This window comes from Candidatus Poriferisodalis sp., from assembly GCF_965198245.1.
Classification (GTDB): domain Bacteria; phylum Actinomycetota; class Acidimicrobiia; order Acidimicrobiales; family Poriferisodalaceae; genus Poriferisodalis.
In genome coordinates this window covers 1,976,844-2,002,932 of sequence record NZ_OZ240249.1, presented here as the reverse complement: position 1 = coordinate 2,002,932, position 26,089 = coordinate 1,976,844, and the positions used below count along the sequence as shown (strand labels likewise).

Below are 26,089 nucleotides of genomic sequence, written 5' to 3'. Positions count from 1 at the left end.
TTGTTGGCGCTGTGGGTCGCGAACCGCAAGGTCTACGGGGCACGCAAGCTGTGGAAGGCCGCCCGGCGCGCCGGTCACGAGATCGGCCGGGACCAGGTCGCCCGGCTGATGCGCCGGCTGGGCATACGCGGCGTCAGCCGGCGACGCAAGATGTTCACTCCGCGTCAGAACCCGGACGCTGTTCGGGCCGCGGACCTGGTCAACCGCGACTTCACTGCTGTTCGCCCCGATGCGTTGTGGGTGACGGATCTGACCTATGTCCCGACCCGGGCGGCCATGGCCTATGTGTGCTTCATCGTCGACGCGTTCAGCCGTCGCATCGTGGGGTGGCGGGTCGCAGCCCACATGCGCACCGAGATGGTCCTCGACGCGCTCGAGATGGCCAGACGCTCACGCGGCGGCCGCCGCCTGGTCGGGCTGATTGCCCACTCCGACGCGGGGTCGCAGGCCGGATTCAATTGGTCGTCGCAACACCGGGTTGTTGGAGATGTGCGATGGCGACGATTCGGGAGCGCCAGCGGGAGGTCCAGCTGTATCGGGGGCAGATCCCGTCGCCGGGTCGGCCGACGGTGGCATGGCGAGAGGATCGGGTCCGGTTCTGGGCGGCGATCGCCGAGGGAGCGAAGACTGAGGATGCAGCTGGGGAGGCTGGGGTGTCGTCCCCGGTTGGGTTCCGGTGGTTCCGCCGCGCTGGAGGGGTGAATCCTTGTCTGTGCCCGTCAGTGTCGGGCCGTTGTCTGTCATTCGGCGAGCGCGAAGAGATCGCGCTGTTGCGGGCTCAGGGCCTCGGTGTGCGCGAGATCGCCCGTCGGCTGGGCCGGAGCCCGTCGACGGTGTCGCGGGAGCTTCGCCGCAACGCGTCGACGAGAACGTGGCGTCTGGAGTACAAGGCGACGACCGCGCAGTGGCACGCCGAGCGGCGCGCCCGCCGCCCGAAGCCGGCGAAGCTGGCTGTGAACGATCGGCTCCGCGGCTACGTGGCCGATCGGCTCTCGGGGGCTGTTCGAGTCCCAGACGGCCGAGCTGTCGGTCCGCCAGGGCCGGCGTGGCAGGGCCGCAACAAGCCACACCGTGGGGATCGCCGCTGGGTGCAGGCGTGGAGCCCCGAGCAGATCTCGAACCGGCTGCGGGTCGATTTCCCCGATGATGAGTCCATGCGGATCAGCCACGAGGCGATCTATCAGGCCCTGTATGTGCAGGGCCGCGGGGCGCTGCAGCGCGAGCTGGTCGCATGCCTGCGCAGCGGACGCGCCCTGCGGGTCCCACGAGCCCGGGCCCGCCAGAGGGCGTGGGCTCACGTCACACCCGAGGTGATGATCAGCCAACGCCCCGCCGAGGCCGCCGACCGCGCCGTCCCCGGGCACCGGGAAGGCGACCTGCTCATCGGCCTGAAGCGCTCCGCGATCGGCACCCTCGTCGAGCGCACCACCAGGTTCACCCTGCTGATCCACCTGCCACGCGAACACGGCTACGGCGTCATCCCCCGCACCAAGAACGGCCCCGCCCTGGCCGGCTACGGCGCCACCACCATGAAAGACGCTCTCGCAGCATCGATGACCACACTGCCCGAACAGCTCCGCCGCTCGGTGACCTGGGACCGCGGCAAAGAACTCTCCGCCCACGCCGCATTCACCGTCGAGACCAACATCCCGGTCTACTTCGCCGACCCGAAGAGCCCCTGGCAGCGAGGCACCAACGAGAGCACCAACGGCCTGCTGCGCCACTACTTCCCCAAAGGCACCGACCTATCCCGATGGGTCGCCGAAGAGATCAACGCCGTCGCCCACACCCTCAACACCCGGCCACGCAAGACCCTCGGTTGGCGCACACCCGCCGAAGCCCTCAACGAGCACCTACGCTCCCTCCAACAACCCGGTGTTGCGACGACCAGTTGAATCCGGCCTGGGTGCCCTGGTCGCTATGAATCACGGTCTCGCCGACCGTCGGCCGGCGGTTGTCGATCGCCATCCCCAAGGCGTTGGCCGCCAGCGAGGCGGTGGGCCGCGAGTCGATCGACCAGCCCACGACACGGCGGCTGAAGGTGTCCAACACCACCGCGCAGAACACCTTGCCCTCGCGGGTCGGGTGCTCGGTGATGTCGGTCACCCACAGCCGATCGGGCTCGGCCCGGGCGAAGTCGCGGTCCACGAGATCCGACACGGTGGCCATGTTGGGGACCTTGCGATGGGTGGGACGGCCCGAGACACCTCGCAGACCCGCTTGCCGCATCAGGGTCTCGACGGTCTGGCGGCACACCGCAATGCCTCGGCCCAAGGTGAGCTCGGCATGCACCCGAATGGCGCCATAGGTCTGCCGGGAATCGGCATGAACCTCGCCGATGACCCCGCTCAGCCAGGCGTGACGGATCGACCGCGCGGACCGCGGGCGACCCAGCCAGCCGTAATAGCCCGACACCGACACGCCCAACAGCGCGCACGCCCGCTCGACGGGAAGTCCTTCCGCGGCCATCACCTTGATGGCCGCGAACCTCCTCTTGGGTCGACGTCCCCCTACCCAGCTCAGACGCCCGGCGTGGATCGCCAGCTCGGTCTCCAACTCGCGGACCCGTTTGCGCAACACCACCAGCTCCGCGTGCTCAGCGGTGCTCATGCCTGGCTCGACCCCGGCGTCGATGCGCGCCTGACGGCGCCACGCATAGATCGACTGCCCGCTGATCCCCAGCTCAGACGCCACCGCAGCGACCCGACGGCCAGACTCGACCAAATCGATCACACGCCGCCGGAACTCTGCCGGATATCCCCTCGGTGCCAACAAGCCTCCCAATGGCTCATGACAGCAGAATCCAGCATCGCCCCCGCGCGAAACAGTGAAGATGTTCGCCGGGGGCGGGCCGTCGGCGTCTGACTTAGCGCGAAACTGGCCTCGAGCGTTTCGGGTGCCTTGCTTGGGACTCGTCGTCGTCGTCGGCCGGCTCCTTGGACTTGTCAGCTGCGGCCGGTCCGGAACGAGCGACGTGACCTCATAGGAACCTGTGCCCACAGATGCCTCATCACTGTTATGTCCGTCCCGTCCCGGCACGCGAGCCGCTCCGAGATGAAGGACTTCAGCATGCCAGACTCACAGCAGGCGGTGATCGGCGGGATTGACTGCCATACCGACTTCCACGTCGCCGCCGCGCTCGACCCTCTGGGCCGGGTGCTGGGCACCGAGTCGTTCCCCGCGACGTGTGTGGGCTATCGCTCGACTCACGGGTGGCTCGCGTCGTTCGGCCCGGTCGCCGCGGTCGGCGTCGAGTCGACCGGGTCCTACGGGGCGGCCCTGGCCCGCTCGCTGGCCGAGCGCGGCTGCCGGGTGATCGAGGTCAACCAGCCGCACCGGCACCTTCGCGCCCGACGCGGCAAGGACGACGCCATCGACGCCGAGGCCGCTGCACGAAAGGTGCTCTCGGGCGAAGCGACCGCGTCCGCGAAGGACACCACCGGCATCGTCGAGGCGATCCGCCAGCTCAGCGTCGCCCGCAACAGCGCCGTCAAGGCCCGAACGGCTGCGCTGTGCCAGATCGGCGACCTGTTGGTCACCGCCCCCGCCGCGCTGCGCGCCCAGCTCGACACCCGCCGCACCCTCGAGGGCAAAGCTTCCGCGTGCGCCCGGCTGCGACCCGACACCGACCGTCTCGCCGACCCCGCCCAGGCCGCCAAAGCCGCCCTGCGCAGCCTCGCGCGACGCATCGCCCAACTCGGCGCAGAAGCCGACGACCTCGAGCGCCGCCTCGACAAGCTGGTCGCCGCCGCCGCGCCCACAACCCTGTCGCGCCTCGGCTGCGGCACCCACCACACCGCAACCCTGCTCGTCGCCGCCGGCGAGAACATCGACCGGTTCAGCTCCGAAGCCTCCTTCGCCCACCTCTGCGCCGCCGCGCCGGTCCCCGCGTCGAGCGGGCGCACCAGCCGCCACCGGCTCAACTTCGCCGGCAACCGCGACGCCAACCGCGCCCTCTACATGATCGTCATCGTCCGGCTCCGCTACTGCGAACGAACCCGCACCTACCTCAACCGCCGCGTCGCCGAGGGCAAGACCAAAAAAGAAGCCATCCGCTGCCTCAAACGCTTCATCGCCCGAGAGCTCTACCGCACCCTGCGAGCCGACCTCGCCACCCTCACAACCCGCACTTGACATCTATAGGAACGTCCCAGGATGAATCAACATCGAGCCTTCTGTCGGGTACCGGAGGCAACTCGCAGCCGCCACACTCGCACAGGCGCCTCAGCCCATCACGCGGCCGCTGCTCCCAGTGTCCAGAACTTTGAGCGCAGCCCGGTCATGGCAAACCCCAGATCATGAGATTGGCCGCGATGTGCCTGCGCGCGTTCTCAGGTTGGGCTCCGTTCACCACGTCGTGTACCAAAGACGCACAGTCTTGCCGACGGCCTCAACGACGGCTTCCTCCATCCAGCTCCGATCGCCGAACGCCGGCAGATACTCGGGGTCTGCGTAGTTGTCGTGAGTGCCCGACACGTCGAAGATGCTGATCTCGTGATCGGGATCGGGATCGAAGCCGTTGCAGATCGGATCTTGGATGTCGCACCATGAGCCGATTCGCGAAGTCTCGCGGGAGCCGTACTGGCCTGTGATCATGTCCGCGGGCAGATAGATGTTCCGGCGCTCGAAGAAGGCGAGTACCCCGAAGTGCCCTTCGCATGAGACATTGCCTCTGCGGTAGGGCACAGAACCTTCGGCACAGTCACCGGACGGGCGAGACGATGGTGGAGCCGTTGAAATCTGTGCGGTCTGATGTTCGGAGCTCTTGGGGAGGAACAGCGTCGGATCGCCGAACAGGGCAACGAAGCCGACGCGGTCTCGCACCCACTTCGGGATCTCGACATCAACGTCAGCGGGATAGGTCTCAAACGTGTGACCGCTGAATGCCTTTGCGACCACGTGAGCGCCCTGCGAGTAGCCGCCGAGGACGAACACCTCGTCGGGACACGCTGTCGCTCGCAGCACAAGGAAAGACCTCAGCTCTTGCATGCCCTCGACCACCGAATCGACGTAACCGCCGGGCCTGATGAACTCTGCAGGCCATGCCGGCCGGCCGCGTTGGCGAAGGACTGCGATCACGTCGTCGCCCGTCAGCTCGTATGCCGGATAGCTGTAGCTGATCCCAAAGTCGTCGTTGTCACGGCCGAGTTCGTAGATGGCTCCGATCGACAGCCACTCCGGCAATCCGTAGGCAATTTCGGATTGGAATCTCAGACCTTCCCAGAAGGCGTCGTGATCTGGCCCGGAGACGGTGGGCTGGCCCGATCCGCGTGCCCACACAATGGTCACTTCGCCGCACTCGGGTTGTTCCGCGAGGGCTTGGCGGGCCGACCCGAACAAGGTGGCCGCGACGACGGCCGCAATCAGCAGCAGTGCACGAGCCCGTGGAATCCCCCGCTCACGCCTGCCGGAATCTGATGCGTTCAACGCCGACATAACCCACGATACCCTCGCCTGCCGACGCGACTTGGGCGGTATGAGGCGCCAGGAGCTCGAATCCGCCGACTTGGCAACTCAACAGCGCAGCCTGTTGACCATGGTTGACGGCGAGCGCCGCCGCGACCTAGCTGTGCTGCTGACGTAGGCGGTTGACATCAGGGTTGGCTGGTTTTCTGTTTGAGTCTTTCATAGGGGGTCTGGCCGTCGAGGCCTCCGTGAGGCCGTTCGAAGTTGTAGTAGTCCTCCCATTCGCGGAGGCGGTCGTTGAACATGTCGGTGTCGTCGATGGTGATGCCTTCGAGGAGTCGGTAGAACTCTTCGGCGTCGATGCGGTGCGAGCGTTCGACCTTGCCGTTGAGCCTGGGTGTGGCGGGCTTGATGTAGACGTGGCCGATGCCTCGGTCCAGGACATGCCAGTGGAAGCCGGCCCGGGAACTCGGCGCCGTTGTCGGTCTGGATCACTTCGATCGGGAACGGGAGCCGCTCTGTGAGGTAGTCCAGGAACGCGATTGCGGTGCGCTGATTCGCTCGGGGGTAGATGCGCAGCACTCGCAATCGGGTGCAGTCGTCGATGGCGGTGAACTGGTAGTGCCGCTTGGTCGTGACCCCGTCGATGGGGGCGACGGAGCTTGACGTCGATCTGGACCCGGTGGCCCGGCCGTTGCTTCTCGTAGCGCTTCCAGCGCTGGGTGTGGCGCTGGTAGCGCTGGTTCGCCGGCAGGCGGCCGAGCCCGAGGCGGTGCAGGACCCGCCACACCCCAGAGGAGGAGATCTCGACGTCGTGGTAGCGCTTGAGGTACATCGCGATCCGTGCTGGCCCGAAGTGGTAGTTCTGGCGCAGGTGCACGATCCGCTCGACCACTTCGCCCTTGGTGGCGGTCGGGCTGTGATGGGGTCGCGAGCTGCGGTCACGCAGCCCCTCGGCGCCCAGCTCGTCGAATCGGTTCCGCCACTTGTAGAACGTGGGCCGGCTGATCCCGTAGTAGCGGCACGTCGCCGCGACGTTGCCTGAGACTTCCTCGGCGTGGCGAAGCACCGCCAGGCGATGCCGGATCTTGCGTTGCTGCTCTCGATCGTCCATCAGGACTTCCTCTCACGAGAAACCCCGAGTGTCAACAACCTCCGTCAGTTTTAGAACTAGGGCCAACGACGGCGGCCTGACACGGATCGGCGAGGCAACCCACAGCGATCCGGTGTTGACCAACGAGCTCGTCGGCGACAACCTCCTCACGTTTTCCGAGTCGGAAATGGTCACAACGAACCTGCGGACGATGGAGCTCGCGGCGCGCTGGGAGTGGTAGCCGCGAACGTTGCCCGAAGCCATTTTCGAGAAGGGCGTTAGGTCCCACCACTGCGTCAGACGTTCAACGGTCTGTCCGCTCTCCCCTGCTCCCGTATCGAGGACCAGCTCATCGTGAACTCGCTAGGCGCAATAGGCGACTGCATAGGCTCGACCGCTCCACCAGGCCAACGACACGGATCGAGTACATGCACATTGAACGAGTCACGCTTACCAACTTTCGCTGCTTCGGGGCCGAGCCGACCACCATCGACCTCAACCCAGGCCTTACCGCATTCGTCGGCGCCAACGGCACAGGAAAGACCGCTGTCTTCGCTGCCCTGGGCCGCATATTCGGTGTCACCCGCGGCGATCGACAAGTTGTGCCCGAGGACTTTCATGTTCCGACCGACGAGCCGGAGGCGACGCTTGAGAGAATTCTCTCGATTGAGGTGTTGATTGCCTTCCCTGAGCTCACAGGGGCCGACGGTGCGGGCACCGTCGGCGGGGTCGATGACATCGGCACGGAGAAACCTCCGGACGAGGGGTCGGCGTCGGTGGCGGAGTTCTTCCGGCACATGGCAGCGTCTTGCGACGGCAACGTGAAGTGCCGATTCCGCCTCGACGCCACCTGGAACGACGACGATTCAGTCGCAGGAACAGTGACCGAAACGCTGTCCGTTGTTGAGACACTTGACAGCGACTATGGCGATGAAGACTGCAAACCGCTTAGGGCATTGGATCGCAGCCGGATACAGATGGTCTATGTGCCGGCATCCCGAGACGGCGCGCGGCATCTCACGACGTTCCTGAGATCACGGCTGTGGAGAGCAGGACGGTGGTCTGAAGAGTTTCGGACCGCCGTTGACGACGCAGCCTCCGAGATCGGTGATCAGTTCCGGGACGAACCCGTCGTGACCGCAGTCGAACAGGCACTGAGCAAGCATTGGACGCAGCTGCACAAGGGCGCCTTCGCTTCGGAGCCAACCTTTCGCCCGATCGACCGTGACCTCGTGCAGCTTGTCAACAAGGCACAACTCCTGTTCGCGCCGAGCGAGTCTGGTCGCGAGCAAACCGCGGACCAGCTCAGCGACGGCCAGCGCTCGCTGCTGCACATTGCCTTGACGGCGACGACGATCGACATCGAGAGCAAGATCGCTTCACGCGCATATCTCGACGAGTTCGACGACGAAGCCGTGCAGTTGCCATCTCTCACGCTGCTCGTCGTGGAGGAGCCAGAGAACAGCCTCTCGCCGCACTTCCTGTCGCGCATCATCTCCCAGATGCGCGACATCGGTGCCCAAACGCGAGCACAAGTTCTGATGTCAAGCCATTCGGCGAGTGTGCTCGGCCGGGTTGAACCTCGGTCTGTGCGTCACTTCCGACTCCATTCGAAGTCGCGCACCGCAATGGTCAAACCGCTTGAGCTTCCCGCCGATGCCGAGGCGGAGGCCACCTACGTTCGAGAGGCTGTTCAGGCCTTTCCGGAGCTGTACTTCGCCCAGTTCGTCGTCCTTTGCGAGGGGAGCTCCGAACAAGTCGTGATCCCCAGGTTGGCCCAGGCCGAAGGTACGTTGATAGATCAGTCCTTCGTCGCGGTGGTGCCGCTCGGTGGGCGCCACGTCAAACACTTCTGGAAACTCCTGTCCGGACTCGGGATCCCGTTTGTGACGCTTCTGGATCTTGATCGCGGACGGTCGGGCGGCGGCGAAGGACGGCTTCGGACGACATGCGATCAGCTCGAGGCGATCGGCCGCGACCCGCTTCGCGATCTCGACAAGTTCAAGAACGCCGAGGACCTCGTCGACCTTGACGATGGTGATCTCAAGGCGGTGCTGGCGGCCTTGGAGGCGCACGACGCATTCTTCAGTTCGCCGCTCGACCTGGACATGACCATGTTGACCGCGTTCCCCGACGCCTACAAGTGTCTCGAGGACGGGCGGACCGGGCCCAAGAAGACGCAGGCGTTCGATGCCGTCCTCGGAGCGAACGGTGACCGTGACTACTACAAACACAAGGGCTGGAAACGGAAAATGCGGTGGTACCGCTACCTCTTTCTCGGCCGTTCGAAACCGACCACGCACCTGCGTGCGCTGCACAGACTCGACGACGCCAGCCTGCGGGCCAATATGCCCGAGGAGTTGAGACACGTGATCTCGCACATTTCCAAAGCACTCGGCGACTGAAGTGAGCCGTGTGGCACCGGTCGACTGGCGGCCCGTCGGCATTGACCAACTCGAGCCGAACGCGTGGAACGCCCTGCGGCACGAAGGTTCTTCGTTCGTGGTCGCCGGCCCAGGAGCCGGTAAGACCGAATTCCTCGCCCAGCGAGCCGACTACCTGTTCTCGACTAGGCAGTGCCCACCTTCCCGCAGCATTCTTGCCATCTCCTTCAAGCGCGACGCCGCCCGGAATCTCGCCGCTCGAGTAGGAGCCCGCACGCCCGACTCAACTCACCGATTCGACTCTCTAACCTTCGACGCCTTCACTAAGGGCTTGGTCGACCGCTTCCGCTCTGCCTTGCCCGAACCGTGGCGGATTGAGGGCGACTACGAGATTTCGCTCCGGGAATCTGGGGAACCGCCGGATCTCGACGGGTTGGCTGCCAGACATCCGAAGCTTGCGGCCGAGTTTGCCGCTATTCCGCGCGACAACTTCGTCAACAAGGTCGTCGGGACGTATGCGCTGCCCATCGGCGGGTCGAATGCAAAATCGGCCCGCGAACTCGCGTCGCTCGCCTGGTGGAATCAGCGCTTCGGATCCACCGAGACGAAGCGCGTCAGTTTCGTGATGCTCAACCGGCTGGCCGAACTCATCGTTCGGGCCAATCCGGCTATCCGCCGCGCCCTCTTGGTGACCTATCCGTTCGTCTTCATCGACGAGTTCCAAGACACGACGTTCGCCCAATACTCGTTTCTGCGCTCGGTCTTCGGGTCCGGCCGGACGGTTGTGACCGCGGTCGGCGACGACAAACAACGCATCATGGGCTGGGCCGGCGCCCTCGACAACGCGTTCGCGGAATTCCAGAACGACTTCACTGCACAGCGATTCGAGCTCAACTGGAACTTCCGATCATCTTCTGCAATGACAAGAGTCCACCACGTCGTCGCCAAGGCCCTCAACGACGACGTGAGCCCGGCAGTCTCCCAAGTCGACGCCGACGTCGAGGACGATGCTGTTGTGGTCTGGCACTTCGACGACCTTGACGATGAGGCGCGTGGAGTCGCCCAGTGGATCAGCGAGGACACCGCTTCGTCGGGCCGCTCACCCGATCGCTATGCGCTCCTCGCCCGACAGAAGACAGTCGACCTTCAGCAGCGCCTCGAGGCAGAACTGGCGCAGCGCGGCATTCCGTTGCGCAACGACGATGAAGAGGTGGGTACCGTGCGCTTGCAGGATCTCTTGGCCGACGAATTTGCCAAAGGGATGCTCGACCTTCTCCGAGTTGCCGCCAGCTACGGCGGTAACGGCGACGCCTGGATGCGCACGTCCGGTCTGATCTCGCGGATGCATGATGGGCCCGCTGACGACGAGACTCTCTCTCGATCGCATCGCTCACTGGATGCATTTGTCGCGCGGCTTCGCCGGTGCATGCTCAGCAACCCGCCGGACTCACCAGCCATCGGGCAGGCCCTCGGAGACATTGTCTCCTACCTGGGAATTCCGGCGATCCAATCGGCGTTTCCTGCCCAACGACAACGGTCGTACCTCGAAGACACGGTCGCTGCGCTTACGGCCAGACTCGAAAAAGTGGTCGGCGGCGCCGAAGGCTGGGAGGACTTGTGCGACCGAGCCGAAGGCCGTGGGGCGGTGCCGCTCATGACGATCCACAAGAGCAAGGGTCTTGAGTACCACACCGTCATCGTCCTCGGACTCGACGATCGTCAATGGTGGTCGTTCGGAAAAGACCCGATCGAGGCAATCCGAACATTCTTCGTCGGCTTGTCGCGCGCCGAACAGCGGACGATCTTCACCCACTGCACAGCTCGCGGCGGGCGAAAAGGCATCGAGGCTCTCTACAGCCTCCTCGCCGAAACCAACGTGGCACACATGAGGCCGCAATCCTGAACTGCGCACTGAGTGCCCGCATCCAAGCGTCGGAGTGGTCCCTAATCCACGCCGGAAGATCGAGACAGTGTGTCTCGGTTCAAGCTGCATTATCTGCTGTCGAAGAATGGGCGGAGGATCGGCTCAGGCTGGCGCTAGCTGGGGACGTCGAGTGCTGCCACCAGCAGATTAAGCAAAGCCGGCACGAGCAGCACGGTAGCAAGGGCAGCCCAGCCAGCAGCCCGAGCGCACCATCGCACCAGAAGCCTCCAGATGACCCAGGGGCGCGGTTTTCTGGGGCTCTGTGCGCTCGGGCGGCACGCTGATTCCCCTCGCCGGAGCCTCTGCGTCGCGATACTGCTCGCAGCACTGTCCTTCGAAGGGCGCGCATGGCCGACAACGGAATCGTGGACTACCTGAGCTCCTCGGCTGGACGTGTCCAGGTCTTCTTCGGCGTGCTCTCGCTGGTGTCCGTGCTGCCGGTGGCGTGGAGACTGCTTGCGAGGGCGGGGAGACGGCTGGCGAGACGCATCCTCGGCATCGGGCGCCGACCGCGTGCCGACACGAACGGGGGCGCTGCTCGGCCCAGTGATCGGGTGCTCGCCCGACCGGCTCTGCGATGTGCGGGCGTGTCTGGCGAGGAACTTGCGACGCGGATGCGGCTGTCGGGCCGAGTGCCGCTGCGACGGCGCCGTCAAAGGCCGCGTCGGCCGCAGTTCTGGTCCAAGTTCCGGCTCAGCGCAGTCGAGTCCCAGACCGCCCCCAAGGGCGCCTTCGTTGTCTCGCAATGGCACTACCGGCCCTGCTCAGAACCCGACGCGCAGGACAAATCGCCGCTCGTCGGCGACTTCGAGCTCGAAGCAGTCGTGCATCCCAACGAAAACCGTCGGCACCTGAGGCGGTCGCTGATGGCGACGAGCCTCAAGGGGCGCACCAGACGCGTCGTCGTGATCGCCTCGGCATCGGATCTGCTGAACCCGAACGCCCCGGTTCGCCACCTCGTGATCGACGCCGCCTACAGGACCACCTTCGATCGCGATTCACCTGGCCGCATCACCATGCGTGCCGCGGCCGGGGCGTGCGATGCCGCCGAGACGGCCTACTCAGCGCCTGCGGTCGCCCAATACGACGCGATCTGGCTGGTGGTCCCCGTAGCGAACCATCGTGCGCCGTCCCGCCACTGGGGACTGCTGCGCGAGAGGTTCAGCGTGAGCGATGCCGTCCCCCAACACAGCGACCAGGCCCTCGAGGCGCACAAAGACGTAGAAGCGCGATTCCGCAGGGAACTGCGCCGCGAACGGTGGCTCACGGTCGGAGCCTGGATCTTCTTCGGGCCAGTCGCGCTCGTGGTCGCGGCGCTGTCGTATCGCTTGATCTTCGGCCTCATCGACGAAGATGCTCGCACCGCCAGTCCTGCAGAGGCCGTCGACACCGCCGTGCTGTGGATCCTGTCGATCTACACGAGCCTCTATCTGTGGGCCTCGGCTGCGGCGGTAGTGCATCTGTGCTGGGAGTCGATCGTCGCCCGCTATTGGTGCCGCAAGGAGGGCCAGTCGGCGCGGCCACAGTCCGGGGGAGGCGCCGCAGCGATCTTCGAGGCACTGGCGCCGAGACGCTGGCACGGTCCTCGCGACGCACCGACCTGGCACGGAGGCACGCGGGCGGGGCTCCTGTATCGCCGGATCGTGACCCGTAGTGCAGCAGGTCGCCGAGACGGGCACTAGCGCACGCCGCCAAACACGCTTCGCAGCGCGCTGATCCGCCGACGCCACACTGGGGTCGGCGGCCCGACTGCACGACTTCACGCGCACCGACACGGGTGCCGGCCAAGTGTCCCAGCTCGTGTCGTTCTGAGGCGACATGTCGCGGTGGGCCGGCTCGGCGGACGATCCCTCGACGGTTGACGGCCCAGTTGTCCCTGTAGCGCTGCCGATGCTGCATGACTCCGTTTCTTGGAGTTCACCGGCAGCCGCCGTGGTGGGGGTCCCACCGGCAGCTCTGCGTGTCACCTGCCACGTCGATCGTGTCGCCGATCGTTTGCCAAGCTCGGGTGCGGGCGTCATACCTGGAGATGTCCGATCCCTCGATGGGGAACGGGTCGGCGTTGCCGTCGAGTCGGAACTTGATGCCGTCCATCAACATCGGATGGTCAATATCGAGGGCGCGCACTGCGAGGATGAAGTTCGTGCGGGTCAGGCCTCCGGGAAGATCAGCCGCAACCCGTAACGCTTCCACATAGGGAAACGCGTACACATAGCCCACTCCATAGAGCGAGAGATTCGCGTCGAGTCCTGCGCTTCGCAGATTGCTGTTGACGAACTCAATGAACGGCTCGGCGGAATACGCGGGATCGGTGCAGTCCTTGGTGCCGCCTCCGACGATCAGCCAGCCGTCGCCTGCCATGCCTGCTGGGGCCATGTAAGCAGCGACTCCCTTTCCTACCGACGACGTGAACAGGGCCCCACCCCGCGCGCGGATGTCGTGGGTCAGACCACTCGCATGGGCTTCTTGGACAGCAAGCAGACACGGGTTGCCGGCCGTCATCGAAATGTGCACATCGGGACTCAATCGCCTGATGATCTCCATCTCAGGCAGCAGAGTCGCGGCTGCCGGATCGTGACGCACCGGAATGAACTCCGCCACTATCTCCGGATTCATGGCCGCCCATCGGTCGAACGCCTGCTCGTACGCGAGGCCGAAGTCATTGTCCGTCACCGCCGCCGCAACCCGCACCGGCAGCTCGCTGCCCATGTTCCGCTTGATCCACTCGCCCCACAGGATCGCCTCAGTGGAGTAGGACATCTGCAGGCCGGTAGTCCAGGGGTGATTCACAGGATCTCCCCAAGCAGGATGACCGCTCATCACGAATGGATGGGGAATGCATGCGCGATTGATCTTGTCGTACACCGCGAGAGTGTTCGGCGACCCGAGCGTCAGGATCGAGAAGACGTTGTCGGCTTGTATCAATCGGTCCACCAGAGCGATGGTGCGCACAGCCGCGTATCCGTCGTCCCGCACCACGAGCCCGATCTCGCGCGGTCTTCCGTCGACGACGATCGGGTCATTAAGATTGACCCAGTCCAGGTAATTCTTGAAACCGTCGGCGATCAGGCCATAGGCAGCAAGGTTTCCCGACATCGCGGTGGTGTAGCCGATGCGGATCTCTGCGCCAGCAATGCCCGACGTGTTCGACCAGCTGTCAGGACGAGACCTGAGGTCGGCCTTGAACGCTGACGGGCCGAAGAGAGTGTCGTTCTTGATTCCATAGGCACCGTTCTCGATGCCGGCGGACAGCAGCGAGACGATCTCGTCTCGGCGCACTGCTGCGGCCTGCAGGACGCCGTCAATCGTCAACGGCTCGCTTGCCGCGCCGCTTGCCGGCGCAACGCTCGTCGGGCTGTTCGTGCGCAACGCGGCGCTGCCCGACTGCGCAGCCGGGATTCTTGATCCGATAGCCGATTCGCCGGCGGCCCCGAGCGCGGTGTTGATGTCATTCGCCAGCCGCGTGACGCTGCGCCGATAGCCGCTCGAGTCCGGGTCTTCATGGCGAAGCTCGGTCCAGTCGGCATATTGAATGCTCCTCAAGTAGCCGGCCACAGCATCGTGCTCGATGTGCGGGCCGAACGCATCGATGTAGAGAATTGGGAAAATGGGAGGCGGCGCGCCTTCGTGCTGTCGAAGACTGCGGAAGCGCGCGATCTCCCTGCGGCAATAGGTGCTCGTCAGCAGCGACGGCGTCACGAGCACCAAGAGCGCATCCGCGCTGTCAAGCACCGAGCCGATCTCGAGGTCGAACGACGAGCCGATTCTCAGATCCGCTGTGTCTTGCCAGATCCTGAAATCGCGTCCGCTGACTGCCCGAACCTCGCCTTCGATGCGACCGCGAAGCTGCGAGACACGGCCGCTCTCATTGTCATCGTCATGCCTCGCGTAGCAAAAGAACGCCAGCAGCGGAGGCGGCAACTCGATTGAAGGAAAATCCACGAAACTCATGCTGCCTTTCCGCTCGACGGCACCGTGGGCGACGGCATGCGCAGGCCGCACCGACACCGCATCGCAGCAGCGAGCGCCTCGTCCCGGCGGGGCCTCGCGCCCATTTCAAGCCTGCAGCGCCCGGCGACACTGCAATCCCCGTCGGCACTTATACCACCGTGGGTTATATCGGGTGCCGGCATTCGTCGCCCAGCTCCTGATCGACCCACGCCCAGAATCCCTCGCCGCTGTGCAGCACAACCCAGAAGCGCCCCCAACGCGAGCGCCGTCGTCAAACAGACGAGCCACAGTCCGCATCGCCGCATCAGCGTGCACAGCCACCCCTCGTCGCTGCATTGCTGTGCGCGAGAAGCCGGGACCATCAGCCAGCACAAGCGAAGCCCGCGCGACGCCGCTTCGTTCTCATTGCCACAGGTAGCCGCACTTGGTGGACGATGACGGCCGGTGTCGGTCTTTCGGTCGAGCCTTATCGCTAACAGCGCCACTTGATGCCGCAGCAAGACTCCTTCTCCCGACGCTCTATCCAAAGCGTTCAAAGGGAACTTCTAGGGAACTGGAGACATAAATTGCTGCTGGCCAGCATCTATGCGTTCCCCTTAGCTCCACCCGAAGAACTTGAGGGAGACGATCCCGCAGGCGCTCATCGCACCGGTGATGCCCCGACATTCGCTGCCGCCGCCAAAGCCGTCCACCAGATGAATCTGCCTCGCTGGCGCAACAAGCACGCTGCCAACGAATGGCTCGCCAGCCTCGAGCGCTACGCGTTCGCCAGCATCGGCGAGGTACCACTGCAATGCATCGAGCGCAGCGACATCATCGCCGTCCTCTCCCCGATCTGGACCACAAAGCCGGAGACGGCACGGCGAGCCGTTGAGCTGGCAAGCACTGCTCAAGCTGCTGCGCACCTACGAACTGGACACGACGGTGCACGGCTTTCGATCAGCGTTCAAGACATGGTGCATCGAGCAGACCGCTACCCCGTGGGCCGTGGGCGAGGCAGCTCTGGCTCATGTCGTGGGCAACAGCGTCGAGGCCGCATATGTCCGCACGGATCTCTTTGATCAGCGTCGCCATCTCATGCAAGACTGGGCGAACTACGTCGCCCCCTGACCGACACAGCCGTTCACGGCCCGGCCAGCACCTTTGCTCCGCGACGAAGCCGGCATTGAACGCTGCACGGGGTTCCTGGGCGGCTCCGCGATCCGCGCGGCCGCGCGCATCGCGGTGATCGGACCCTCGATCAGGTCCAGCCTCCTAGCTGCAGCAGGTGTCGGCCAGGGAGTCGGCCCGCCAGGTGGCGACGGCCGCATAGGCCGCGGCGGCGGCGATGCACAACCCGGCCAGCGGGTCGGCCCACCACCAGCCCAGCGCGGCGTTGGCGCCGAGCCCCACGAGCAGAGCGCCCGACATCAGCGAGCACAGGATGGTCTGGTTCGCCTCGGCCTCGACGGCCCGCGATCCCATGAGCGGGGCCAGCCTCCGCTTGGCCCTGGACAGCAGAGGCATCGTCGCCAGCGACAGCGCCGCCATCACGATTCCCACCAGCGATTGGCCGGGATGGTCGGCCAGTACCAGGTCGCGCACCGACTCCACCCCCACATAGACGGCCAGGGCGGCGAAGCTGACCGCGATTAGGCGCTGGGCCAGCCGGTCCGCTTCCTGCTTGCAGCCCGTGCGGCGCTCCTGGGCCAGCCGCCAGGCGAGGATCAGCGCAGCCGACACCTCGATGCCGGAGTCCAGGCCGAAGCCGATGAGGCTCACCGAGCCCGCGGCCAGCCCTGCGGCGATGGCGATCACGCCCTCGACCCCGTTCCAGCCGATGGTCGCCGCGGTGAGCCACTTCTGGCGGGTCACGGCCTGTTCTCGAGTGGTGGGCTCAGTAAGTGCCATCAAGTCGCCGTCTCTTCGCGAGTGCTCTCTTCGCGAACCGTACTGCGGCCGCCACTATTCCATTGGAGCGGTGGCGCCACGGGAGGCGTCCTCGGGTTTGCCTGCTCCACTGATCTCGATCAGCGACTCCGCAGCCGCGGGATCGACCTCCTGGCGATCATGGGGACCACCGCGGACTGCTGCGTGAGCGCGACGGTTCGCGAGGCCAACGACCAGGGCTACGACTGCCTGGTGCTCACCGGCTGCGTTGTCGACGTGTCCGAAGCCCGCACCGCGTCGACTCTCGAGTCCTTCCGCATCAACCCACTCGGCGCAACGGCGGAACGTTCGGCCCTGCTGGCCGCGCTCCGATAGCCGCGCGGGCCTCCCTGGCCTGCGCGGTTGCGAAGCTAGGCCTTCTCGGTCGTTGGATCGATGATCTTGCCGATCTCGGTGACCACCGTCGCCGGAAACCCGCTGCGTTCCGCGTGCTCGTCGATCAGCTCCGGGCCGTCGGAGACATAGATGCAGAAGGTCTTGTCACCGGCCACGTAGCTGTGCTCCCACTGGATGTGTTTGCCTTCGGACTGCATCGCCCGCAGAACCGCGTTGGATTGTCCGGCCGCGGCGCGCAGTTGCTCGCGTTCGGCAGAGCCGATGTCAGGGATGTCCCGTTCGATGACGAAGCGCCGCATCGTCCCTCCCTTGGTACTTCTGGCCTCTGACTCTAAACCCTCTGGGGGTGTCCCCGGGGGCTCGACAAGCGCGCCGAGCACCTCCCCGTCGGCCGCGCGCCGAGCCAGTAGCGCCCTCGCAAGTATCGAGTGCCTTCGAGAAGCTGCGCCCAGCGGCACGGACCGCAGACCCCGCTGGCTCAGTGTCGGAGGGGGGACTTGAACCCCCACACCCTTTCGGGCACTAGATCCTTAATCTAGCGCGTCTGCCAATTCCGCCACTCCGACGTGTGGTCCGAAATCGCTCTAAGCGCAACCATTTCGGGGCGCATCAGCATAGCGCTGCGCGCCCGTTTCTTCGGCGGGTTCAGGCCTCGTCGATTGCCGTTGCCAGCGCGTCGAGGCGCACGGGATCCAGCTCGCCTCGCCACGACCAGACGGCGATGTCGACACCCGCGTCGAAGAATTCCTGCGCCTCTGCTACTGCTTTGTCGACGTCGTCGGCCTCGAAGCTGAGGTGGATCGACCGGTCGATCTCGGCCTCGTCTCGTCCGACGCGTTCGCAATGCGACCGCAGCACCCCGTCGAGCTCCCGCCATGCATCGACATCGGCGGGAAAGAGCATGTCCCACTGGTCGGCGTACTTGGCTGCGGTTCGCAGTGTCCGCACCCGGCCCAGGCCGCCGATGACGATCGGGATGCGCTCTTGGAGCGGCTTGGGTTCGCACCAGGCATCGGTGAGCTCGAAGAAGCGTCCCTTGTGGGTGGTCGTCGCCTGGGTCAGCAGCTTGACGATCACCTCCATGCCTTCCTCGAGCCGGTCCGAGCGATCCCTCAGCGGCCCCAGGTCGATGCCATAGGCGTCGCTCTCCATGAAGTTCCAGCCGGCACCCATCCCCAGCTCGAAGCGGCCGTTCGAGATGTGATCCAGCGTGGCGGCCATGTTGGCCGTGACCGCCGGATGGCGGTGGTGCATGCCGTTCACCATGGCGCCCAGACGGATTCTCGTCGTCGCCTGCGCCAAGCCCGCCAGCATCGTCCAGCCCTCCAGGTTGGGACCGTCATAGGGGGGTGCCAAGGGATAGAAGTGGTCCCAGTTCCACGCCGACTCGAAGACCTCCATCTCGTCGGCCGCCTGCCAGATGGCCAGATACTCGGGCCAAGTGGCGTGGTGCGGCGCTGTCTTGATTGCGTGACGTCCCATGAGGGCTCCTTGTTGCGGGCGAGCCGAACGATACGTCGCCGATCTGTGATGAACTCGCGCACTTGACCGAGTTGGGAAGGGGCCAACGGCAGCAGTGATCGACACAGCGGACCTGATCATCCGCGACGCCCGCTTGATCGATGGAACCGGCGCGCCGTCGACCCATGGCGACATCGCAGTTACCGATGACAGGATCGTCGGGCTGGGCGACCTCGGCCACGCCCAGGGCGCCGTGGAGATCAATGCGGGCGGCAAGGCGGTGGCACCCGGCTTCATCGACGTGCACACCCACGACGACCGAGCGCTGCTGGTCGATCCCCTCATGACACCCAAGGTCAGCCAGGGCGTGACCACGGTCATCACCGGCAACTGCGGGGTCAGCTTGGCGCCGCTGCGGACCACCGGACGGCCGCCGGCACCGCTCGATCTCGTCTGCCCCGACGGCGAAGGGTTCTTCGCCGACTTCGGTGACTACCTCGCGGCTCTTGACAATGACCCGGCGGCTGTCAACGCACTCTGCCTGGTCGGCCACGCCTCCCTGCGTGTCGAGGCCATGGACACGCTGGACCGACCGGCGACCGGCGACGAGATCGCGGCCATGCGCAGCCGCCTGGAACGGGCGCTGGAGGCCGGTGCCATCGGCCTTTCGACGGGTCTCTACTACGCCCCGGCCGCAGCTGCGCCGACTCCCGAGATCATCGAGCTGGTCACAGCGGTCCGGGTAGCGGGCGGCATCCACACGACGCACATGCGGGACGAAGCCGACCGTGTCAGCGAGTCGTTGGAAGAGACCTTCACCATCGGCCGCGAAGCGGGCGTGCCGGTGGTGATCTCACATCACAAGTGCTCCGGGCAGGCCAACCACGGCCGCTCAACCGAGACCCTGGCGCTGATCGAAGCGGCTCGCCATCGCCAAGAAATCGGCCTCGACGCCTACCCCTATATCGCCAGCTCGACCACTTTGGGCTCAACCAAGCTGTCGGACGCCAGCAAAGTGCTGGTGACGTGGTCCAAAGCGCAGCCCGAGGCGGCAGGACGGGATCTCGCCGAGATCGCGGCCGAGATGGGTCTCGACCCCGAAGCCGCCGTGGACGCCTTGATGCCCGCCGGCGGGATCTTCTTCATGATGGACGAGCAGGACGTGCGCCGGATCCTGGCCTACCCGGGCACCATGATCGGCTCCGACGGCCTGCCGCACGACGAGTTCCCCCACCCGCGCCTGTGGGGCACCTTCCCAAGGGTGCTCGGCCACTATGCGCGCGAGCAGGGCCTGTTCTCTCTGGAAGAAGCAGTGCACAAGATGACTGGGCTGCCGGCCCAACGTTTCGGTCTGGCGGATCGGGGCGTGCTGGAGGCCGGAGCGATGGCCGACCTCGTTCTCTTTGACCCAGAAACCGTGATCGACACCGCCACCTTCGAACAGCCGAAGCAGCCGGCCCGCGGCATCGAGCTCGTCATGGTCAACGGCAGGGCGATCTGGCGAGACGGCGCCAGCACCGATGCTCGGCCGGGCCGGGCAATCAGGCGAGGAGCAAGCCCAGAATCAGCGTGGTGAAGCCGAACGAGACGGCAACCACGACCGTGATGCGGCTGAGGTTCTTCTCGGCAACGGTCGAGCCCGCAGCAGCGGTCCCGACGCTGCCGCCGAACATGTCGGACACGCCGCCGCCACGGCCGCTGTGCAACAGCACCAGGCCAATCAATCCGAAGGCCGACAGCAGGTGAATGCTGCCGACGATCCACGTCATCACGGGCAACGAGGCTACCGGCGCACAGGCGCGGCACCCATGGCCGGCAGGTTGTTCGGGTTGTGTCGCTACGGGCGGATCGGGTGGGTGATCGGAATGCTGCCCTTCGCGCCTGGCACCCAGCCTTCGAGGATGGCGCTGAAGCCACCCGCTCCCCCGCCGGCACGCACCACCATTGGCGACCACGGGGGCAGCTTGCGCAGGTTCCCGCCCGAGGAGCCTTCGGATGACCCGAACACGAGCCCACCGTCAGCGGACCCGCCCCCATCGTCGGCACCTGCGGTGCCCTTCAGGTGCTGCAGGAACTCGGCGGGAAGGCCCTCTTCAATGCCTCCCGCGTCGCGGGCTGCGAAGTTGAGGTCCATCTGCAGCAGTGGCTCGAGTTCGTCGTAGAAGCGCTGCTTGGTCCAGCCCGAATCGGCGAACGTCGCCATGTGCTCGGGCGTCATCACCAGCATCGCCTCGCCCGGCAGCTTGCGATTTCCGACGCACAAGAGCTGCTGAGCGATCGTGCGGATCAGGGAGTCCGGCGTGCGTGAGATCTGGTCGATGCAGCCGATCGGGCCGTGCCCAGCGAACAGCGTCACCGTGTCCTGGCCGGGCTCGAAGTCCTGGGTCACCGACAGCGGCGGCCAGCCGTCGGGCAGGCCCTCCTCGTCCTCGGCGAAGCACCACCCCATTTTCGACGGCGACCCCAGTGCGGAGCGGTCGATGCCGCCGATGCCGGGCTTGCCGCCGCCCACGTTGCGGATCACCAACTGCAGCGCTCGCCCGATGGTGGAGTTGGCGCGATTGCCCTGGCCGAGCGCGTTCTTGTCGGTGTTCATGCCGATGCGGCGCCGGATCGGCCCGTTCACGATCACGATCGGTCCCGAGAACCACAGCGTGCACAGCAGGCCGTGCATATTGAACGTGTCAGTACACACAGCCTCGACGGCCGCAAGTACCACCGGCAGGTACTCGGGCTTGCAGCCGGCCATGACCGCGTTCACCGCGATCTTCTCGACCGTGCACTCGGCCAGCGTCGGCGGCACGACGGCCACGATCTCGTCGGGAGCCCGAGTGGTCCCCGCCAACATGGCGGCCACTCGTGCCTCGGTCGGCGGTACCACTGGCAGCCCGTCGGACCAGCCGCGGTCATAGGCCACCTCGACGGGATCTTCAGCAGAGGCCAGCTCCACACGGCGGCTCGTGAACGACGTCGCCCCGAAGCGCAACGCCAGCTCGTCGGCCAGCAGCGGGTCAACCGAGAGCGAACCACAGCCGGGTCGCATCTCGGCCAGACCGGGGCCCAGATCTTCGGCCCCGCTGAGCGCCTCCCAGCTGCGACGATCCCACCCCACCGTGCGGGCCATCTCACGGCCGTCCATCACCGCCATGAGCGTGGGCACCGTCTCGATCTCGTGATGCCACGACACGGAGAGGTCAGCATCGTGAACAACATCCGCCGACGATCCCGTCACACCCGCCGGAAACTCGGGGTCGTCCTGGGTGAACACGGTGAGTCGGATTCCGCTGCGTGCCGCATGGTCGACGAGCTCGGCGAGCACCGGCTCGATATCGCGGCACGTCGGGCAGTCGCGTTTCACGAATGCCACGAGGCCGTCCGAAAGGGACGGGCGCCCACCACCGGAGTCAGCGGCTGGAAACTGGCTTTCAGGAGACACGCCGTGACTCTAGGTTCGGCCCCCTGGCCGCCGCTGCCGGCGCCGCACACGCCTCATTTCGTTTGCGATCCGCGCGCCGTGCAGGCACTATCTGGCCGCGTTGACGATTCGGGCGAATTGGGTGGCGTCAAGGGAGGCGCCGCCGACGAGGGCGCCGTCGATATCTGTCTGGCCGAGCAATTCTGGGGCGTTGACGGGCTTGACCGATCCGCCGTATTGGACTCGCACCAGCGAGCCGGTGCCGGGGCGAATCTCGTCGATGACACGACGCGCCCTGGCGCACATGTCCTGGGCATCCACGGGTGACGCATTGCGGCCCGTACCGATTGCCCACACTGGCTCGTAGGCCACCACCAGCGTTTCGAATTGCGCCCGCGTGAGCTTGGCGAGGCTGCCCCGGAGCTGTGTGGTCACGACGTTGGTGGCGCGGCCGGCTTCGCGGTCTTCGAGTGTTTCGCCGACGCAGACAATCGGGGTCATGCCCTGCTTAGCCACTGCTGCGGCTTTGGCTGCGACGATCTCGTCGGTCTCGCCAAAGAGGGCTCGCCGCTCGCTGTGGCCGACGATGACATAGGTCACGTCGAGCTTGGCCAGCATGGTTGGCGAGACCTCGCCGGTGAAGGCGCCCTGATTCTGGTCGTGGCAGTTCTGTGCGCCGAGCTTGAACTCGAGGCGGTCGACGTCAATGACGGTCTGGCATGATCGCAGGTCCACAAATGGCGGATGGAGGCTCACTTCGACCTGGTCGTAACGATGCCGGGCCAACTCGTAGCTCAGCTTCTGGCAGAGCTGGATGGCCTCGAGGTGGTTGAGGTGCATCTTCCAATTGCCCGAGATCAGTGGCGTTCGGCTCATCGTCTACCCCCTCACTTCGATTGCCCGCCGAGACGGCGGGTCGTGCCCGAGATCAGTGGCGTTCGGCTCATCGTCCCTCTCCCCGACTGGCTCACCGCTGTGGCGAGTCTCGCAGCGCCGCTAGGCCGGGCAGGTCGCCGTGCTCGATGAGTTCGAGGCCTGCGCCTCCCCCGGTCGAGATGTGATCCATGTACGGCGCCAGGCCGAATTGGGCCACGGCGGCCGCGCTGTCACCGCCCCCGACCACAGTGAAGGCCCGGGAGTCGGCCATCGACTGGGCGACCGCACGGGTTCCGGCGGCAAACCGGTCGTCTTCGAACAGCCCCATCGGGCCATTCCAGAACACCGTCCGGGCTCCAGCGATCACGTCGTCGAATTCCGCCGCCGAACCGGGTCCGATGTCGAGGCCGCGGCAGCCGTCGGGCAGGCTGCGCCCCATCTGGCGGACCGTGCCGCCGGCATCCAGCGCAGTGATGTCGTTGGGCAGAACGATGTTGGCGCCGCCCACAAGCAGGCGCTCGCAGGTCTCGATGAAGTCGGGTTCGCAGAGCGAGTCGCCGATGGGGTGGCCCATTGCGGCCAGGAACGTGAAGCACATGCCCCCGCCGATGACCAGCGTGTCCACCACCGAGAGCAGCGCTTCGACCGCGCCGAGCTTGTCGCTCACCTTGGCTCCGCCCAGCACGGCCACGAACGGCCGCTTGGCGTCGGTGCGCAGGCCGCCCAGTACTTCGGCTTCCCGGTGCAGCAAGCGGCCAGCTGCGCTCGGCAGGTACTGCGGCGGACCGACGATGGAAGCGTGCGCCCGGTGGCTGACGCCGAAGGCGTCGTTCACGTAGCCATCGAAGGGAGCGGGGCTACCAGCGCCGAATGGGGCAGTGACTGCGCCGCCTACCAGAGCGTCGACGAACGCGGGGTCGTTGGCGGTCTCGCCGAGGCGGAAGCGGAGATTCTCCGCCAAGGCAATGCTGGGCGCCAGCTCTAAGAGACGCTCGGCGACCGGGGCCAGCGAGAAACGCTCGTCGGGTGCGCCGCCGGGGCGGCCCAGGTGCGAGCACGCCGTGACGGCAGCGCCCCGCTCGATCAGCCAGCGCAGGGTCGGCAGCGCCGCACGGATGCGCAGATCGTCAGCGATCTCAGGCGTGCCGTCGGGTCCGTCGCGCAGCGGAAAGTTGAAGTCGCAACGCACGAGGATCCGCCGGCCGTCGAGGCCACCGAGCCGTTGCTCGAGATCCTCGAGCAACGGCAGCGTGCCGACTTCGCTCATCGGCTGCAGATGATGTCCACGAGATCCACCAGCCGGTTCGAGTAGCCCCACTCGTTGTCGTACCAGCCGAGGACCTTGACCATGCTGCCCATCGCCATGGTCAGGCCGGAATCGAACACGCAGCTGGCCGGGTTGCCCACGATGTCGCTGCTCACGAGCGGGTCCTCCGAGTAGTCGAGCACTCCTGCCAAGGGTCCGTTGCCAGCGGCGGCGGCGAAGGCCTCGTTCACCTCCTCGACGCTCGGGCTGGCGTCGAGGGTCGCTGTGAAGTCGGTGATCGAACCGTCGGGAATCGGAACACGCAGCGAGGTTCCGTCCAGCCTGCCCGCCATCGACTGCAGCACCAGCCCAGTCGCACGGGCGGCACCGGTCGAGGTCGGGATGATGTTCACCGCTGAGGCGCGGGCCCGGCGCAAGTCGGAGTGCGGTCCGTCCACCAGCGACTGGTCGCCTGTGTAGGCGTGAATGGTGGTCATGAGGCCCTGCTGCACACCGAAGGCCTGATCGAGCACCTGCACCATCGGCACGAAGCAGTTTGTGGTGCAGCTCGCGTTCGAGACCACCTTGTGCGCTTCGGGGTCGAAGTCGGCGTCGTTCACGCCCACCACGAAGGTGGCGTCGGCGCCCGACGCAGGCGCCGACACGACCACGAGCGGGGCGCCAGCTTCGAGATGCATGGCCGCTTTGTCGCGGGACGTGAAGATGCCGGTGGACTCCACCACCACATCCACCCCGTAGTGGGCCCACGGCAGATCGGCAGGGTTCCGCTCCGACAGCACCGGCAGCACCTTGCCGTCGATCGAGATGCCGCCTTCCGTGGCGGCGATGTCGTGCGGCAAGTTGCCCAGCACCGAGTCGTACTTCAGCAGGTGGGCCATCGTCGCCGTGTTTCCGAGGTCATTCACCGCCACGATCTCGATGTCGCGGTCGGGGCGGTTGGCCGCCCGGTAGAAGTTGCGTCCGATCCGGCCGAAACCGTTGACGCCCACGCGCACGCTCATCTGCTGCTATCCCCTTCGCTCCACGAACCTCGCGGGCTGCCTGTGCCCGGGCCCGATCTACCGTTAGCTGTCTAGCGGGCTGGCGACGCTTAGCGGGCGATGTCGCGGTGGCGGCAGTGGAGATCGTGGCCCTGTTCCGCCAACAGGCGAGTCACTTCTTCGGCGATGGCGACGCTGCGGTGCCGACCGCCTGTGCAGCCCAGCGCAATCGTCAGGTACGACTTGCCCTCGGTGCGATAGGACGGCAACAGTGCATCGAGCAGCGGCATGAGATGCTCCAAGAAGGTGCCAGTAGCCGGCTGGCCGAGCACCCACTCCCGTACCCCGGGATGTAGCCCGGTGTACGGCCTCAGCTCGGCCACCCAGTGCGGGTTCGGCAGGAAGCGGCAGTCGAACACCAGGTCAGCTTCCCGCGGCACACCGTGCTTGTAGCCGAAGGACATGATCGCAGTTCGCATCTGAGGCTCGTCGCCGGATGCCCTGAACTCGTCACGCACTCGGTCGCGCAGCTCGTGGACGTTGAGATCACCCGTGTCGATGACCACATCGGCGGTCTCGCGCACATCGGCGAGCAACTCCCGCTCGAGCTCGATGGCATCGAGGACCGAGTCGGCCACCGGCTCGGCGCCAGACGGTTCCTCTGGAGGGTCCACCGCGGGCAGATCGCCGGTGTGCAGGGGATGGCGGCGCCGAGTGTCGTCGTAGCGCCGCACCAGCACGTCCGCGGGTGCATCCAGGTACACGACCCGCACCGACGCGTTCCGCTCGCGCAGCTGCGTTATCGCCGTCACCAAGTCCTCTCGGTATTCCCGGGTGCCTGCCACCAGCGCGACGCGGCGCAGCCGGGCACCAGGGCGGGCCACCATGTCGGCAACATCGCCGATGAGATGCGGCGGCAGATTGTCGATGACGAACCAGCCGACGTCCTCGAGCGCATTCGCCGCCGTGGAGCGGCCTGCACCCGACAGGCCAGCCACGATCACGAACTCTGGCCCCTCAGCCACGATGCCGATCGTATTGGGCCGATCGTATTGGGCCGCGGGTAC

21 protein-coding genes, 1 tRNA gene and 3 pseudogenes are annotated in these 26,089 nt (G+C 66.0%); 11 read left to right on the top strand and 14 right to left on the bottom strand.

Features of this window, described 5'->3' with window-relative positions; all coding sequences use genetic code 11:
* Positions 1-9 precede the first annotated feature (9 nt).
* Together ACOCMM_RS09190 and ACOCMM_RS09185 are read left to right on the top strand one after the other, a co-directional pair.
* Positions 10-447 (top strand): annotated as a pseudogene (locus ACOCMM_RS09190) (DDE-type integrase/transposase/recombinase); the annotation flags it as partial.
* Positions 448-494: 47 nt separating this feature from the next.
* The gene (locus ACOCMM_RS09185) at positions 495-1,895 is read left to right on the top strand and encodes an IS30 family transposase (RefSeq protein ID WP_419552858.1); all 1,401 of its coding nucleotides are present in this window, start codon (positions 495-497) and stop codon (positions 1,893-1,895) included.
* On the opposite strand, the gene ACOCMM_RS09180 is transcribed toward ACOCMM_RS09185, so the two are convergent.
* Entirely contained in the window at positions 1,843-2,772 is a 930-nt protein-coding gene (locus ACOCMM_RS09180) for an IS3 family transposase (protein WP_419552857.1), read from the bottom strand. The genes ACOCMM_RS09185 and ACOCMM_RS09180 overlap by 53 nt on opposite strands.
* Before the next feature lie 297 nt (positions 2,773-3,069).
* Here ACOCMM_RS09180 and ACOCMM_RS09175 point away from each other — a divergent pair, with 297 nt between their 5' ends.
* Positions 3,070-4,134: an IS110 family transposase gene (locus ACOCMM_RS09175; protein WP_419552856.1), complete on the top strand. Its 1,065-nt coding sequence runs from the start codon at positions 3,070-3,072 to the stop codon at positions 4,132-4,134.
* Positions 4,135-4,347: 213 nt separating this feature from the next.
* On the opposite strand, the gene ACOCMM_RS09170 is transcribed toward ACOCMM_RS09175, so the two are convergent.
* Positions 4,348-5,436 (bottom strand): cutinase family protein, encoded by a 1,089-nt coding sequence (locus tag ACOCMM_RS09170; RefSeq protein WP_419552855.1) that lies wholly within the window; start codon positions 5,434-5,436, stop codon positions 4,348-4,350.
* A 158-nt stretch (positions 5,437-5,594) separates the two neighbouring features.
* A pseudogene (locus ACOCMM_RS09165) lies at positions 5,595-6,520 on the bottom strand (IS481 family transposase).
* 28 nt (positions 6,521-6,548) lie between these two features.
* On the opposite strand from ACOCMM_RS09165, the gene ACOCMM_RS09160 reads away from it, so the two are divergent.
* The 4 genes from ACOCMM_RS09160 to ACOCMM_RS09145 all read left to right on the top strand — a co-directional run bounded on the left by ACOCMM_RS09160 (position 6,549) and on the right by ACOCMM_RS09145 (position 12,489).
* Positions 6,549-6,740 carry a hypothetical protein gene (locus tag ACOCMM_RS09160; protein ID WP_419552854.1) on the top strand — a complete coding sequence of 64 codons (192 nt, stop codon included), beginning with the start codon at positions 6,549-6,551 and terminating at the stop codon, positions 6,738-6,740.
* A gap of 187 nt (positions 6,741-6,927) precedes the next feature.
* Positions 6,928-8,904, top strand: coding sequence for an ATP-dependent nuclease (locus ACOCMM_RS09155; RefSeq protein ID WP_419552853.1), 1,977 nt, complete (start codon positions 6,928-6,930; stop codon positions 8,902-8,904).
* Between the two features lie 10 nt (positions 8,905-8,914).
* Entirely contained in the window at positions 8,915-10,786 is a 1,872-nt protein-coding gene (locus ACOCMM_RS09150; RefSeq protein ID WP_419552852.1) for a UvrD-helicase domain-containing protein, read from the top strand.
* A gap of 368 nt (positions 10,787-11,154) precedes the next feature.
* Entirely contained in the window at positions 11,155-12,489 is a 1,335-nt protein-coding gene (locus ACOCMM_RS09145) for a hypothetical protein (protein ID WP_419552851.1), read from the top strand.
* Between the two features lie 235 nt (positions 12,490-12,724).
* Here ACOCMM_RS09145 and ACOCMM_RS09140 read toward each other — a convergent pair whose 3' ends face one another.
* Positions 12,725-14,749 carry an ABC transporter substrate-binding protein gene (locus ACOCMM_RS09140; RefSeq protein WP_419552850.1) on the bottom strand — a complete coding sequence of 675 codons (2,025 nt, stop codon included), beginning with the start codon at positions 14,747-14,749 and terminating at the stop codon, positions 12,725-12,727.
* 497 nt (positions 14,750-15,246) lie between these two features.
* On the opposite strand from ACOCMM_RS09140, the pseudogene ACOCMM_RS09135 reads away from it, so the two are divergent.
* A pseudogene (locus ACOCMM_RS09135) lies at positions 15,247-15,585 on the top strand (phage integrase central domain-containing protein); the annotation flags it as partial.
* A 43-nt stretch (positions 15,586-15,628) separates the two neighbouring features.
* Positions 15,629-15,868 carry a hypothetical protein gene (locus tag ACOCMM_RS09130; protein ID WP_419554926.1) on the top strand — a complete coding sequence of 80 codons (240 nt, stop codon included), beginning with the start codon at positions 15,629-15,631 and terminating at the stop codon, positions 15,866-15,868.
* 144 nt (positions 15,869-16,012) lie between these two features.
* Here ACOCMM_RS09130 and ACOCMM_RS09125 read toward each other — a convergent pair whose 3' ends face one another.
* Positions 16,013-16,648, bottom strand: coding sequence for a cation transporter (locus ACOCMM_RS09125; RefSeq protein WP_419552849.1), 636 nt, complete (start codon positions 16,646-16,648; stop codon positions 16,013-16,015).
* A 21-nt stretch (positions 16,649-16,669) separates the two neighbouring features.
* On the opposite strand from ACOCMM_RS09125, the gene ACOCMM_RS09120 reads away from it, so the two are divergent.
* Complete coding sequence (locus ACOCMM_RS09120) at positions 16,670-17,002, top strand: cysteine hydrolase family protein (protein WP_419552848.1); 333 nt, start codon at positions 16,670-16,672, stop codon at positions 17,000-17,002.
* Positions 17,003-17,037: 35 nt separating this feature from the next.
* Here the strand turns inward: ACOCMM_RS09120 and ACOCMM_RS09115 are convergent, their stop codons facing one another.
* The 3 genes from ACOCMM_RS09115 to ACOCMM_RS09105 all read right to left on the bottom strand — a co-directional run bounded on the left by ACOCMM_RS09115 (position 17,038) and on the right by ACOCMM_RS09105 (position 18,505).
* On the bottom strand, positions 17,038-17,322 hold the full coding sequence (locus ACOCMM_RS09115) for a DUF4242 domain-containing protein (RefSeq protein ID WP_419552847.1): 285 nt from the start codon (positions 17,320-17,322) through the stop codon (positions 17,038-17,040).
* Between the two features lie 183 nt (positions 17,323-17,505).
* Positions 17,506-17,589, bottom strand: a tRNA-Leu gene (locus ACOCMM_RS09110).
* 79 nt (positions 17,590-17,668) lie between these two features.
* On the bottom strand, positions 17,669-18,505 hold the full coding sequence (locus ACOCMM_RS09105) for a TIGR03560 family F420-dependent LLM class oxidoreductase (protein WP_419552846.1): 837 nt from the start codon (positions 18,503-18,505) through the stop codon (positions 17,669-17,671).
* 94 nt (positions 18,506-18,599) lie between these two features.
* Between ACOCMM_RS09105 and ACOCMM_RS09100 the strand changes: the two genes are divergently transcribed.
* Positions 18,600-20,060 carry an N-acyl-D-amino-acid deacylase family protein gene (locus tag ACOCMM_RS09100; RefSeq protein WP_419552845.1) on the top strand — a complete coding sequence of 487 codons (1,461 nt, stop codon included), beginning with the start codon at positions 18,600-18,602 and terminating at the stop codon, positions 20,058-20,060.
* Here the strand turns inward: ACOCMM_RS09100 and secG are convergent.
* The 6 genes from secG to rapZ all read right to left on the bottom strand — a co-directional run bounded on the left by secG (position 20,026) and on the right by rapZ (position 26,047).
* Positions 20,026-20,253: a preprotein translocase subunit SecG gene (gene secG, locus ACOCMM_RS09095; protein ID WP_419554851.1), complete on the bottom strand. Its 228-nt coding sequence runs from the start codon at positions 20,251-20,253 to the stop codon at positions 20,026-20,028. The genes ACOCMM_RS09100 and secG overlap by 35 nt on opposite strands.
* Before the next feature lie 68 nt (positions 20,254-20,321).
* Entirely contained in the window at positions 20,322-21,920 is a 1,599-nt protein-coding gene (locus tag ACOCMM_RS09090; RefSeq protein WP_419552844.1) for a thioredoxin family protein, read from the bottom strand.
* 87 nt (positions 21,921-22,007) lie between these two features.
* Positions 22,008-22,775 carry a triose-phosphate isomerase gene (gene tpiA / locus ACOCMM_RS09085; RefSeq protein ID WP_419552843.1) on the bottom strand — a complete coding sequence of 256 codons (768 nt, stop codon included), beginning with the start codon at positions 22,773-22,775 and terminating at the stop codon, positions 22,008-22,010.
* A 91-nt stretch (positions 22,776-22,866) separates the two neighbouring features.
* Entirely contained in the window at positions 22,867-24,024 is a 1,158-nt protein-coding gene (locus tag ACOCMM_RS09080; RefSeq protein WP_419554850.1) for a phosphoglycerate kinase, read from the bottom strand.
* Between the two features lie 14 nt (positions 24,025-24,038).
* Positions 24,039-25,043 (bottom strand): type I glyceraldehyde-3-phosphate dehydrogenase, encoded by a 1,005-nt coding sequence (gap, locus tag ACOCMM_RS09075; protein WP_419552842.1) that lies wholly within the window; start codon positions 25,041-25,043, stop codon positions 24,039-24,041.
* An 89-nt stretch (positions 25,044-25,132) separates the two neighbouring features.
* On the bottom strand, positions 25,133-26,047 hold the full coding sequence (rapZ, locus tag ACOCMM_RS09070) for an RNase adapter RapZ (RefSeq protein WP_419552841.1): 915 nt from the start codon (positions 26,045-26,047) through the stop codon (positions 25,133-25,135).
* Positions 26,048-26,089 lie beyond the last annotated feature (42 nt).

Excerpts from the sequence above, each read along its gene's own strand:
- ACOCMM_RS09185 (WP_419552858.1), top strand. The coding sequence starts at position 495 with ATGGCGACGATTCGGGAGCGCCAGCGGGAGGTCCAGCTGTATCGGGGG.
- ACOCMM_RS09175 (WP_419552856.1), top strand. The coding sequence starts at position 3,070 with ATGCCAGACTCACAGCAGGCGGTGATCGGCGGGATTGACTGCCATACC.
- ACOCMM_RS09170 (WP_419552855.1), bottom strand. The coding sequence starts at position 5,436 with ATGTCGGCGTTGAACGCATCAGATTCCGGCAGGCGTGAGCGGGGGATT.
- ACOCMM_RS09155 (WP_419552853.1), top strand. The coding sequence starts at position 6,928 with ATGCACATTGAACGAGTCACGCTTACCAACTTTCGCTGCTTCGGGGCC.
- ACOCMM_RS09145 (WP_419552851.1), top strand. The coding sequence starts at position 11,155 with ATGGCCGACAACGGAATCGTGGACTACCTGAGCTCCTCGGCTGGACGT.
- ACOCMM_RS09125 (WP_419552849.1), bottom strand. The coding sequence starts at position 16,648 with ATGGCACTTACTGAGCCCACCACTCGAGAACAGGCCGTGACCCGCCAG.
- ACOCMM_RS09115 (WP_419552847.1), bottom strand. The coding sequence starts at position 17,322 with ATGCGGCGCTTCGTCATCGAACGGGACATCCCTGACATCGGCTCTGCC.
- ACOCMM_RS09105 (WP_419552846.1), bottom strand. The coding sequence starts at position 18,505 with ATGGGACGTCACGCAATCAAGACAGCGCCGCACCACGCCACTTGGCCC.
- secG (WP_419554851.1), bottom strand. The coding sequence starts at position 20,253 with ATGACGTGGATCGTCGGCAGCATTCACCTGCTGTCGGCCTTCGGATTG.
- tpiA (WP_419552843.1), bottom strand. The coding sequence starts at position 22,775 with ATGAGCCGAACGCCACTGATCTCGGGCAATTGGAAGATGCACCTCAAC.
- gap (WP_419552842.1), bottom strand. The coding sequence starts at position 25,043 with ATGAGCGTGCGCGTGGGCGTCAACGGTTTCGGCCGGATCGGACGCAAC.